Here is a 13388-nt window from a genome sequence, read left to right as displayed (position 1 = left end):
TTTGTATTATTGATTTTTTCTTTTTTCATTTTTAACATATCGAATATTTCTAATTCTAAATTCCTTCTAGCTTCAAGAACTTTTATCGCTCCTTCTACACCTGAATGGTTATGTTCTTTCCCATAGCCTTGGTTAGTGTAATAGTCAACGATTCCTGTGGACCATTCTGGAGTTCTTTCTTTTAGTGCCTTCCTAAATGAAAATTCAAGATTATCTTGTTCTACATACAATAACATTGGATTTAAATTCTCTATAATTTTTGCAACTTTCATTACATAATTTATTATTTTTTCTTTTTGTTCACCATATTTAATCATCCCAATAGTTAATGAGTTTTGTATGAAACAACATTCAAAGATATAAACCTTATTGTCTTCTAGAGCACTTTCAGTAAAGTCATTCCATTTGTCAGCAATTAATTCAACATTTTTATCGAATGACAATTCATATATATCGTTTTTTGAAATATCGTTAAATAATTCGTCCGAAAACTGATCACCAAACTCATTTTTTATCTTTCTGTATGGTAATAAATAATTGCTTCCTTTTTTTAGAACTCTTTTAAGAAGCACTTCTTTAAAATCTCCACTGTTAGATAATAATCTATCAAATTCAAATTTATTAAAACAAGATACACCATCATAGTCGGCTGGATGGTTCAAATTTCCCTCTAAAAATAGTTCAACTTCAATTTTATTTTGGCTTAGAATTTCATTTATTAGCTTTGCAGTGGTTGATTTTCCAAATCCAGGTAAACCTTCTACTATTATTAGTTTTGTGTTCATAATTATAAATCCCTTTCTTCAAAGTATTTAACCAAGATAAAAAAATCACTTACTTCACTGCAATCACCCCTTCAAAATATGATATTCACCATTTCCTTTGAAAAATCCTGCTTAAAGTAACCTGACCGTTAGTTTAAGAACATTTTTTCACAATCTCTATAATTATTTTAACGTAATTTTCCATTTACCTTTTAAAAAATATAGTCCACCATTATTTGAGTGAACTATCTAAATTAAATTATATCTTTTAAATCAAACAATTTTCCAGTAATACCCAATCGTTATACTGGTGTTTTTACTGTTTTCTTTTTCCCTTCGTTTGTGGTAAATGGCATACAAAAGTTATAATGGGTTCGAATTATCGTTAGAGCCATTTGTGCGTATTTTGGATTAAAATTAGAATAGATATAACTTTTACCATCTCCACGAGCTATCATTAAAGGTCTTTCTAGACAACCAATTTAGCAATGGTTTTAGTATATAAAATAGCAAGAGTACATAAAAGTGCTTAAACATTTTAATAACAATATAAAAAGGGATGCTAAATCATATGTGATTTACATCCCTTTTTTGTTTGTTATTTTATATTTTCTCTCCCGTAACTGAACCCGTTATTTATTCATAGGAGTCTTTTTATACTTCTACGTTGCTTTTTAAATGGAAGCATTCTTCCCTGCTTCAATTTCTAATGACTCTTCATGCCACCAAAGTGTTTCTTCAGGGTCTTCTTTAGCGATTAGGTGTGCTTCTTTTTTCGTTTCTACTGTAGGATATGAACCTTTTAGCGCACGCCCTGAAGTCGTAACAAATAGTACACTAAATACAACTAATCCAATAATACTTACACCTGCTAAATAAAATGCCGGTGCGAGCGGGTTACCAGTTGCATGAACTAAGTATGAACATACGAGCGGTGTTGTTCCACCGAATATCGATACAGAAATATTAAATGAGATCGAAAGTGCTCGATAACGTACATCGGTGAAAAAGAGTGATGGTAATAATGAAGGTAATGTTCCTTCATATACACTTAAGAAGAAACCTAGTACGAAAATACCTGCAAATATAGCTGCAATATGTCCGTTACCTATTAGTAAAAATGCTGGAATTGCAAATACAGTTAAACCAAGTAAACCAATTTGCACAACGCGTTTATTACCAATTTTATCACTTAACTTACCGAAATATAGTGCTAGTGGAATCATAAGTGCCATCGTAATAGAAATAATTAATAAGCCTGTTGTTTCTTCGACTTTAAGTACTTGAGTTAGATAAGAAGGAATATACGAAAGAATCATATAATTTGTAATATTAAAGAAGGCGACAATTACTGTGCTTAATAAGAAGTCTTTTTTGTGATATTTAATAATATCCATAAATGAAAATTGTTCATTGTCTTCAGATTCCTCTTGTGCTTTTTCCATCTCTTCAAAGATTGGAGATTCATCTAGATGACGGCGTAAGTATAAACCGACCAAACCAATTGGTGCAGCTACTAAGAACGGAATACGCCATCCCCAGCTGAGCATTTGCTCATCTGTTAACAATAACGTCAAAATGGTAACAATTACCGATGCAGCAATGTAACCTGAGAGTGTTCCAATTTCAAGACCACTACCGAGTATACCACGCTTTTTATCTGGAGAAGATTCTGCGATATAAACCATTGCACCTGAATATTCGCCGCCTGTAGAGAAGCCTTGAATCATTCGGGCAACTAAAAGTAGTATTGGTGCCCATACACCAATTTGTTCATAGGTTGGTAGTAATGCGATGAATAATGTAGAAAGTGCCATTAAAATAATAGTAGTACTTAACACGATTTTTCGGCCGTACTTATCTCCTATTCTACCAAAGAATACACCTCCGATTGGTCGAACGAGAAAGGCTGCTGCAAATGTACCGAATGTAAGTACAAGCTGCAATCCACTATTATCAACACCTGAGAAGAATAATTGACTTAAAATAACCGCTAAATACGCGTATAATCCGAAGTCAAACCACTCCATTGCGTTTCCTATACCAGTAGCAATTACTGCTTTCCTGGCTTGTTTAGGATTGACAATATTAACGTCTTGAGGTTCAAAATTTAAATCATTATTTTGTTGCATATAATAAAACAGCTCCTTATTTAATTTAACTTCTTTAAGCACACCTTCTCTTATTGAATAAAATTAATTCGAAGCACTTAAGGAAAATTAACGTCTCCTTATCTGTTATTATTGTTTCACATAATTAATTATTTGTCCAATGAGATGCTCTCTATGTTAAGTAATTTACTATTTTAAAAAGCTAAAGAAGCCGCTAAAATAGCGGCTTCTTTAGCTTTTTATATTTTTTTATATTTTTTTAAATACTTGCTGTAGCAGCTATGTTATGAACACAGGAAATAAATTCATAAGTGAATGCGTCAATTTCCTCTTTCGTAATAATATACGGCGGAAGTAATCGAATAATATTCCCTTGTGTTACATCGACTAACATCCCTTTATTCATTAACTCAATCTGTAATTTCTTCACATTTTCATTCGTGTCATTCACACTTATCCCAAACATCATCCCCGCATGACGCACTTCCTGAATATAATAAGAATTTTCTTTCTGAATGTCTTGCAGTTTGTCATTTAAATATAGTGACGTTTCATAAGCTTCTTGCATTAACCCATCATCAAGTAATGTATTTAATACAGTTAAACCTAATGCTGTTCCCATTGATGAGTGAGCAAACGTTGTCCCGTGATCTCCTGGTGAAAATACATCACATAACTTTTCACCTACAATAATTCCCCCTAGCGGTATCCCGCCTCCTGCTCCTTTACCGATTTGAATAATGTCCGGTGTAATATTAAAATTTTGATAAGCAAATAGTTTTCCCGTTCGACCCATTCCACTTTGAACTTCATCAACGACAAGAAGTACATTATATTTTTTACATAAATTTTGAACACCATGTAAATATTCACTTGATAAAGGATAAATCCCCCCGCTACCTAAAACAGGCTCTAGCATAATCGCAATTGGATTTTCTTTAATAATGGTTTCTTCTAATTGGTCTATATTCTCGCGCTCTACTTCATATACAGGAATAGATGTTTTAGGAAAATTTTGATATACTTTTTCTTGTCTCGTAAAATGTAGTGCCCCTAACGTCCTCCCGTGAAAACTATCTTTTAACACAACTACTCCATCACGCTCTTCATTCGCAATAGATCTATATTTATCAATTAATTTTAATGTCGTTTCTGTCGCTTCCGTACCAGAGTTTGTAAAAAAGACTTTTCCGCTTTTTAAAGTACAACCTACTAATTTCTTTGCATACTCAATTGCAACTGGGTTTAAAAAATGAAACGGTAAATGCAACGATTTCGCAACTTGCTCCATTGTCGTTTGTACAATTTTAGGATGATTATATCCTAATACATTTACTCCTACGCCAGAAAATAAATCTAAATACTCTTTACCATCTACATCATACAGTTTACACCCTTCTCCCCTTTCCATTGCAACCTCTGTACGACAATATGTAGACATCATATATTCTTTATCTAATTGAAACCAATCCGACATGCTAAATTCCTCCTAGTTATTTTCCCTTTTTTAACGTTCATTCTCTATATAATCGTTTATAAATTAAGTTTTAAGATTGAAATTTTAATAGTGGTTTTCTTCCACATTTTTAGTAAAACGTGTGCTTTCTCTTCCCGATATTCATTTTTCCATAATTTCTTCTATTTCAACAGGTCCACTACATATGTGTTTTTTTCATCTAGCGGTATGTTACTGCTTTGAACTGTGCGTGTCATACATAATTAAGGCTATAAAATCATATTTAGTAACAATGGACAAAAAAGATTTGGAGGCTATATCGATGGATGAAAACTATGATAAACAGGGGCAATCTATACTAGGGAAAGACTTTAATGAAAATGACGAACGTAATGAACAAGCTAAACTTCACTCTCAAACAGTTGGTTCACGTGGACCCGTACTAGAGCAAGATAGTGTACTGCATGAGTCATTACAAGAATTTATTCATGAAAAAATTTTAGAAAGACCTGTTCATGTAAAAGGATTTGGTGCGTTCGGTTATTTTCAAACGATATATTCGATGTCTGAACATACTAAATTAAGTTTTTTACAAAATTCTAATGAGAAAGTTCCTGTTATGGTGCGATTTTCGTTAGCTGTTAGTACGAAAGGAACACCGGATACTTCTAGAAATGTACGCGGTTTTTCCACAAAATTTTATACGAAAGAAGGCATTTTTGACCTTTTATGCAATCACATCCCTGTTTTTTCTGTTCGTGATCCTATGCGTTTCCCTGAAACAATTAAAGCATTATTGCCTTCACCTAAAAATAACTTAATAGACCCTAATAGATTTTGGAGTTTTGTCGCTAAAGCACCTGAATCTATTCATTTTGTTGTCCGTTTATACTCTAATAATGGTACAGTCAAAAGTCTTCGCCACATACCAGGACATAGTGTAAATACATACATTTGGAGAAATGCGGAAGGTAATCGAAAGTATGTAAAGTATCATTGGTACCCATTTGAAGGTGTACAGTACATTACTAGTAAAGAAGCAATTAAACTAGCTGCCGAAAATCCTGATTATAGCGGGAAAGATTTATATGATGCAATTGAAAATGGTAAACCAGTGGAGTATGGCTTATACGTCCAGCTCATGGATCCGAAAGATGAAGCGCACCTATCTTATGATCCTTTAGATGACACAAAAGTATGGGATGAACAGACGTATCCTCTCATACCAGTCGGGAAAATGGTATTAAATAAAAATCCTGAAAATTTTATGGAACAAGTAGAAAAAGTCGCATTTTCCCCTTCTAATTTACTGGATGGTGCAGAACTATCAGATGATAAAATGCTGCAAGGGCGCGCTAATATTTACAGTGATTCACAACGAAGAAGAATTGGTCCCGAATTTCGCAAATTAACGATTAACCAGCAGCAAGATTGGACACCGACTAAGCAAATAACGAGCGGTGACGGAAGATACGTTGAAGGTAAACTTGAAAGAACTTCTATAACAAAACAAAATGACTTTACGCAGGCTGGTGAATTTTATACGAAGTTACAGCCGATAGAAAAAGAACATCTCGCTGAAAACTTAGCTAGTGATTTGAAAGTTATATCCGATGATATTCGAAAGGTAGTTTTGGGGTATTTTCATAAAGTGTCAGCTGATTTGGTGAATAAAATTGAGAGTGCAATACAAAAGCTTTGAGAATAAAAAAAACGTCATTTTTAATCTATAAAATGACGTTTTTTTTATGGCGAAATTACTAGGAATTTCTACCGCCTCATTTACAAGTATTAACGAAATTTTTCTCCTTCAAAATTTCCGTTATTTCATTTGGGATTATGATACTCATATCTCTTTTTCAAATAATCTTTTTCACATTGCAACGGTTTGTATTCCACTATTTCCCCTTGCTTCTTTTGCGTTTCAGTAACAACCCATTCCCCTTTTTCAAGTTCAAGGTGTTTTATCACATTTGTATCGTCTATTTCTTTATAGAGTAAAAATGCTTCAAGCGGCTTTACAAACAATCTTGGCTCTCCTCTATATCCACCACTTTCAAAAACTTTAGTTAACGAATTATAATACGTATCATCAATCCGACCACCATACATTAAATGTGCAGCTTCTAAATCTCTTTTATTAACTTCCCAAAAGCCACCTTCATCAAAATCCAAATGAAATACGGATTTAATGTCCTTCATAATATTTTCCACATACTTTTCATCCCGAATTTTACTTTCTTCGAGACAATCTGAAGTTAACTTTGGTGCATCTGTTTGAGAATGTACAACGTGTTGTATCGATACACACAAAATAAATATGCTTAAGATGTACAATATTTTTTTCATAATTACATATCACCTCAAATGATTTAGATACTATATTATTTGAGGCTTACAATATTCTTATGCTAGAAATGAGAAAGGTCCTATAAAATAAATTTTTTATAGGACCTTTCCTTTTAATATTGCTTTATCAAATTCACGGGCGGGGCAACTACCTTACTACTTTTCACATCATATAATCCTATAGGTGTTACTCGTATAAAAGGCAAGTGCGTCGCAGAAAAGAATAAAATCGTAAATGCTGGATCGTTATAAGCATATCCTCGCGCTTGCAGTAAGTTCACCATCTTTTTCTCTTCTTGTATTAATTCACTCATCTTTACATCCGACATAATCCCGAGCAATGGTAATGCAATTTCGTGCAATACTTCATTCTTTTCAGCAATTACAATCCCTCCGCCAAGCTCTTTTACTCTATGAAAAGCTGTAAGCATATCTTCTTTACTCTTTCCAATAAGAATGATATCGCCTGTACCTGAATAAGAACTAGCAAGGCCACCTAATTCATTCGCAAAACCTTTCACAACTGTATTCACTCGCCAACTGCCATCACGGGCAATCATCATGAGGAAACATTCATCATGAACAATAGACAGTTCATTAAGGCCTAAGTCGATTTCGCTAACGTATGGTTTTGTTATAACGTTATTCAATAAGTGTATACCTGCTTTATTAGAAAAAACCATATCCTCTTTTTCTATGGTCCAGTCTAACAGTAGTGGAGTTACTTTGAAGTTACTCCATTCTATAAGTAACGATTCATTTTTGTTTACTCTATCACGCTTTACCCATTGTCCTTTTGCGATTACACTCGTTGGCACCGGATTTTCTTTACTTTCTAAAATATTGACATTGGCGATTCTACCTGTCGCAATTGAACCATGCACATGCTCCATATTATAATAGCGAGCAATATTATAACTTGCCATATGGTATGCATCTATTACTGGCACTCCTTGTTTTATCGCGGTAGAAATCATAACGTTTGTCATTCCATTTGCATAAAACGAAGGATGTGAGCCGTCTGTAGTAAGAATAAATCTATCAAACTGCTTTACGCCTAGTTCCAACAATTCTTTCAGTAAAACTTCTAAATCTGGACGGATTGAAGAATTTCTTAGGGAAACAGTGTAACCTTGCATAAGACGAGCGAAAGCTTCCTGCCCTGTCATCGCCTCATGATCACAATCTGTACCTAACAGTTTTAACTTCGCTAAAGTCGTTTCAGATGCACCTGGAAAATGTCCTTCTACTTTTTTATGTAATCGTTTCGTTTCCTGCACCCAATGTAACATTTCATCATCACCATGTAATAATTTGGGCCATGCTGTTAGCTCGCCGCCTTGAATCACCGCTTCATGCTGTAGCCACTCTACTATTTCTTCACTATTAAACAAAGATTCCCCGTTTTGTAATTCAGTCTGTCCATCAAAACGGCACCACCAATACATACTTGCTGGAATCTTATTGAATTCATCTAATAAACGAAATGCTTCTTCACGCTTTAATGTGAAAAATAAAGTTAAATTATCATTAATAAAAGTTGTTGTCCCAAACTGCATCGCATGATTCGCTAGCGTCTCTGGGTTATACAACTGATATGGATGTGCATGGGGTTCTATGTAACCGGGTACGACATACTTTCCTTCACAATCAACAACTTCACACTCCGTTAATTGCTTTGGCAGCTGCTCCCCTACATATACAATTCGATCATTATATATCCAAATGTGCGCTGTCATCCACTCGCGTATATAGGAATTTAAATATGTTACATTCTTTAATAATATGTGTGGACTTCTTGTGCCGTCTAGTACTTCAACATGTTCTCGTAATTGCTTATTACTCCATTTAAAATGATTTTGTCCCATTGTATTCAACTCCACTGTTATATTAGTTAATATTAGAAATAATTAACAAACTAAAGTATCATCTATTCATAACTCCCCTTTATACCCCCTATTACTTTCATTATATGAAAAGATTATAAAAATAACAATTTTCAGAAATAAACACATTTCTTTTCTTCAAAATAAAAAGAATGCCATGCAACTGACATCCTTTTTATTTTTATCGTAAGCATTAAGATTGATTTTCACTTTGAAATACACTTGATGCCATATCATAAATGCAACTACTGTCCATAGTTGCGAACTTAAAAAAGCACCTCTTTTAAATATAACTATAAAAAAATTCCATTCACTTTCTTTTCATCTATTTATTAAATTCAATTTGCATCATTTTATTAAACTGTGGAACAATATCGACCCCACCTATAGAGTTGAGACTGATAGCCAATGTATGTTTGCCTCCAATTACTCCCCCAGCAAAAGTTGTAAATCCAGGAATTCCTCCTCCATGCCCCCAAACTGAAACACCGTTTGGAAGTTTAGTCTCATAGATTCCAAGACCGTATGCGTCACCAACCCCTTTTCCTTCTATAGGAACTGTAGTAAGCATTTCTTTTAGCTCGCGTTCCTTCAGTAACTTACCACCGAGTAAAGATGAAAAGAACTTATTTAAATCATCCGCATTAGAAATCATATCTCCAGCTGCATTAGCTAAACTCGGATTATAATAAGTAATATCTTTCAACTCGCCTGTTCCTTCCATTTTTACATATCCACGAGCATGATTCTTTCCTGGGATGACGGGTGAATTTCCTGGTAAAAACGTATTTGATAGGTCCAAAGGTTCAATAATTCGCTTTTCGATTTCTTCCGCATAACTATTTCCAGTTATTTTTTCAATAAGCATTCCTAGTATTACGTATCCTGTGTTTGAATACAACCAGTCTTTACCCGGCGAGAAATCTGGAGGCAGCGAAAGGCCTATTTTCACTATTTCTTCTGCTGTATACGTTTTTTTCGAATTCATTATGTCCGCGTCTTTTGACTTTAAGTATTCAGCGATACCACTCGTATGATTCAAAAGTTGTCGTATCGTAATTTGATTACCATTATACCCATTTCCTTGCACGAGACCCGGTAGCCACTTTTCAATTGGATCGTCAAGTTGTAAGCGCTTTTCTCCTACTAATTGAAGAACAGTCGTCGCAGTAAACGACTTCGTCACACTACCAATCCGAAAGCGATAATCCGAATTCACCGGTTTCTTTGTACTTAAGTCCGCCAAGCCAGCAGTAAAACTACTAGTTTTTCCGTTATTAGACGCCTTAGCTAATATTCCTACAGCACCAAGCTGTACTGTTTCCTGCATTACTTGTTTCCAGCCATTACGATTCTTTTGATCATGTACTTGTGACGAACTAGAAATATTTTGAGTTGACTCTGCAGTCACAGTAAAACCAGGTGTGAATAGAGCAGTACCCGCTAATAAAACTGCAAAACTTGCTAACTTAATTGAATTACATTTTTTCATAAGGCTTTCTCTCCTCCATGAATATCGGATTGATTCAAGCTATACTTTCATCCTATATGATAAATCTCTCTTTTTTCTTATCCATTCCTTACGAAATACTTACGTTTAAATTTAAATACGGTAAACTGAGGAAGAGTTATGCATGCAAATAAAAAGAGAACATGTTTTCATTTTTTATGTAAACATGTTCTCATAAACATTTAAAATTCTATATCAACTTGTCATCCTATTCTTTGCACAACTAATCTAAATTCCTTTTTACCAGCCCGCACTAGCATTCATACCATTTCCAATAATAGAAAGTAATAGCGGCCATAATACTGGTCCCAATGTAAGAAATACATTTAGAAGTATGAGCATTCTATATCCAACGGTGAAATTGTGATTTTTACGATTAACAAATACTAAACTGATTAATGATATTATAGTCGTTAAAAATAATACTAACATTAGCAACCAATACCACACCATTAAACTAAGACTCCATGGTGTTAATAGCTCATGTATGATACAAAATGAGATTCCTAATACAGCAAAACTAAAACTAGTCACCGATGTTTTTATAAGCCATTTATTTATTTTTTTATCGTATGTATTTTTACAATATAAATCTATTAAAGTATATAAAGATAAATATGCCATTAATACACCTATCCAAGACAACAACCAGTCTCCGTCCCCTTTGAATAATACGTACAGTAACCAACACATACCTACTGCAGAAAAAACAAAGGAAATAAGTATGCTTTTTAATACCGATTTCATTACATTTTCACACCCTTAAAAAATCAAAAATTAATTATATTTTATAAAAATTAAGTATAGGTTAACATGTAATAAAGTATAAGTAAATAAAGTTAATTTTGTTTACCTATTTGAAGACGGTTTCATATAAAAAAAGAATTCATGTTAATCAAATTTCCGTATAAAAAAGAAAAGGTGGATATTTATGTATCCACCTTCCCATCTTCCTCTACCCACTTCATTATTTCTTCCACATCTAAATCCGTATACGTCTTTTCACCATAACGAACAGACTCATATAACGGAATAATATCTCTCGTTCTACAAATTCTCTTTTGCCATTGTTACATCGTTTCAGAGAATCTTCTCTGTTCATGGTCTCATCTCACCTAAACTCGTACTTCTTTTTCTATTCTATAATTGCACATAGTACTCCATAATGGTTCAACCATCATAGAATACGTATTTTCAAACACCCTGTCACTTTCCTATCTCACTTAAAGATTCTCTTTTCACTCTTGATCATCATAAGCATCACCCAGTGATTCAAATTCACTCTTTAGCCAATAACAATATTGTCCATTATTCTTAATAAGTTTTTCAAGTAAGTCAGTGAATGAAGTGGCAATAATTTGCGACTCCCCAACTATTCCATGCCGATCAAAGAAACTATCATAACATCTACCTAGTCTTTCTTCACTAAGATCTATTGTTAAATATTCATCCTTGCCATCATTGCATATAATATACCAAGTTGATGAAATATCTTCTTCACATAACTCTCCTACAATTACGGGATTAGCCAAAATAAACCCCTTTGGGGTAACAATATGAATAGGATATTCCTCATTTTCAAATAAAGTTAGACCACCACAAAGACTATAAAATTCTTTTAAATCACCTGGTAGCATATGCTTATTCTTATCAATTAACGGTAATTCTGTAGGCTCCTGAACTCGACAATTAGGTAATGATTTTACTTTTTTAATCAACTGATTAATATTTTCCATCTGAATTACTCCCTAAAATTATATTGATTAAAAGCCCTATAATACTCTTGCTTAGCTAAACGTGGTACATTCGCAGCATCAAACATTTTTTCCGTCAATTCTTGTATTTCCTTTGTTGAAACAGATTTCCACTCTACTTTACCTCCAACCTTTTTCCCTGTTTTATCAAAGAGCCATTGTCTATAAACCGCTTTAGTATCATTGTGTTGCTCTTTAGTTAAAGCTATATTTGGAGTATTCGCCCCTCTACTAACATAATCAGGGACATTATGTTCAGCCCATACATCCATAACGCCATGATGATTTTCTAATGGTGAATTGCTTGGTCTATACGGTACTACATCGTATGGTTCTGTAGTCTTACCCTTACCGCCATCTTTAGACTTCGCAAACTTATAATAAGCTTCTATTAATTCGCCTTGAGGTATATTTTGGTTACAATAGTTCCACCAACACTAGAGAATGCATAAGAAGCATCTCTCTTAAATGATTGTAACATTTCAAGCGTAGGCTTCAATTCTTTTGCTAGTGTTACTGCATTAGCAAATGTACTTACTCCACTTGATGCTTTTGCTCCTTTTGTGATATGGCCTATTGAAGATTTAGCTAAACTCTTAAATCAATTTATATATATAAAAATATATTCTGATAACAACATGTTGATGAATTTACTAACAGTCAATTAGATATTATGGATATTTAGATAAAAAAACAGTGATAATTCCTAATTAGTTCTGCATCAATCTTACTTCTAGCTCACTAGATCCCTTACCAACATTACCCTTATAGCTACTTTAACACAAACTAAAAAATCCACAGTGTAAAAAGTTGAACACTGTGGATTATTACATTTATTTTCCTTGATAATGCACCATATCATAAGGGTAGTATAAAGTATTTTTTAAACTTGAATCATCTAATTTTAAAATCTTTACGATTGCTCCGCTTTCGTAACTCCAATAACCATTGTAGATATCATTTTTATTTTCATGTGAATCATACCAGCCTGTATCACTATGCCCCTTATACCATTTTCCCTCTAAATATTCTTTCAATTCCTTTACTGATTCTTCTTTATTCTTTGCATTGACCACACGATAAATTGATTTATATGGGTCTGCAAAGATAAATTCTGTGGTATTCCCTTCCCAATTTTCATCTTTATAACTAAATAAAAAATCAATCAAATAATCATTCAATTTCTCTTTTTCTACCAACTTTTCTAATTCAATTATATAATCTTTTGAAACATCTAGCATTATCCCAATAGAAAGAACCCACAATAAATCTATATATCTATATTTGCCACTCCACCCCTTTTTCATCGCCTCAATTATTTCGGGGTAAAAATCTCTTAGTACTTCCATAGGTCTTCCCATTGAATATAAACAATTAAATTTATCAATACAAATTGATTCAATATATCCATAAGCTCTTTTAATACTACCTAAATCATTTGGTCTTTCATTTTTTACTTTCATTGCTAATTCTTTATACTTTTCTATTCTATTATTCTGTCTATTTAAATAATCCTCGAAATAATCTTCATTTTTTAAAATATCTCTCATTTCATTCT

10 protein-coding genes and 2 pseudogenes are annotated in these 13388 nt (G+C 33.3%); 1 reads left to right on the top strand and 11 read right to left on the bottom strand.

From position 1 onward, the window contains the following. The 3 genes from MR160_RS01950 to MR160_RS01940 all read right to left on the bottom strand — a co-directional run. The coding region (locus MR160_RS01950) for a P-loop NTPase family protein (RefSeq protein WP_242297046.1) at nt 1-785 on the bottom strand (785 nt) is incomplete at its 3' end. 653 nt (nt 786-1438) lie between these two features. Continuing rightward, on the bottom strand, nt 1439-2896 hold the full coding sequence (locus MR160_RS01945) for an MFS transporter (protein ID WP_001186930.1): 1458 nt from the start codon (nt 2894-2896) through the stop codon (nt 1439-1441). 238 nt (nt 2897-3134) lie between these two features. Beyond that, nucleotides 3135-4352 (bottom strand): aspartate aminotransferase family protein, encoded by a 1218-nt coding sequence (locus tag MR160_RS01940; protein WP_001286468.1) that lies wholly within the window; start codon nt 4350-4352, stop codon nt 3135-3137. A 301-nt stretch (nt 4353-4653) separates the two neighbouring features. Between MR160_RS01940 and MR160_RS01935 the strand changes: the two genes are divergently transcribed. After that, complete coding sequence (locus MR160_RS01935) at nt 4654-6033, top strand: catalase (protein WP_000344194.1); 1380 nt, start codon at nt 4654-4656, stop codon at nt 6031-6033. A 125-nt stretch (nt 6034-6158) separates the two neighbouring features. On the opposite strand, the gene MR160_RS01930 is transcribed toward MR160_RS01935, so the two are convergent. The 8 genes and pseudogenes from MR160_RS01930 to MR160_RS01895 form a co-directional block, all read right to left on the bottom strand. Continuing rightward, on the bottom strand, nt 6159-6680 hold the full coding sequence (locus MR160_RS01930; RefSeq protein ID WP_000723218.1) for a hypothetical protein: 522 nt from the start codon (nt 6678-6680) through the stop codon (nt 6159-6161). A gap of 113 nt (nt 6681-6793) precedes the next feature. After that, the gene (locus MR160_RS01925; protein WP_000531325.1) at nt 6794-8548 is read right to left on the bottom strand and encodes an adenine deaminase C-terminal domain-containing protein; all 1755 of its coding nucleotides are present in this window, start codon (nt 8546-8548) and stop codon (nt 6794-6796) included. Nucleotides 8549-8891: 343 nt separating this feature from the next. After that, nucleotides 8892-10058: a serine hydrolase domain-containing protein gene (locus MR160_RS01920; protein WP_044782833.1), complete on the bottom strand. Its 1167-nt coding sequence runs from the start codon at nt 10056-10058 to the stop codon at nt 8892-8894. 258 nt (nt 10059-10316) lie between these two features. Next, a complete protein-coding gene (locus MR160_RS01915) occupies nt 10317-10823 on the bottom strand; it encodes a DUF3902 family protein (protein WP_000843839.1) in 507 nt (168 codons plus the stop codon). 182 nt (nt 10824-11005) lie between these two features. Beyond that, nucleotides 11006-11179 (bottom strand): annotated as a pseudogene (locus MR160_RS01910) (signal peptidase II); the annotation flags it as partial. 135 nt (nt 11180-11314) lie between these two features. Beyond that, nucleotides 11315-11812, bottom strand: coding sequence for an SMI1/KNR4 family protein (locus MR160_RS01905; RefSeq protein WP_000427920.1), 498 nt, complete (start codon nt 11810-11812; stop codon nt 11315-11317). Between the two features lie 5 nt (nt 11813-11817). Then, nucleotides 11818-12407 (bottom strand): annotated as a pseudogene (locus MR160_RS35255) (sugar-binding protein). A gap of 256 nt (nt 12408-12663) precedes the next feature. Beyond that, entirely contained in the window at nt 12664-13380 is a 717-nt protein-coding gene (locus MR160_RS01895; protein ID WP_001204727.1) for a PoNe immunity protein domain-containing protein, read from the bottom strand. Between the last annotated feature and the right edge of the window lie 8 nt (nt 13381-13388).

Source organism: Bacillus cereus group sp. BfR-BA-01382 (genome assembly GCF_022663475.1).
In the GTDB taxonomy this organism is placed as follows: domain Bacteria; phylum Bacillota; class Bacilli; order Bacillales; family Bacillaceae_G; genus Bacillus_A; species Bacillus_A thuringiensis_S.
Note: the sequence above shows the minus strand (reverse complement) of the source record. Positions and strands in the feature narration are given on the sequence as shown.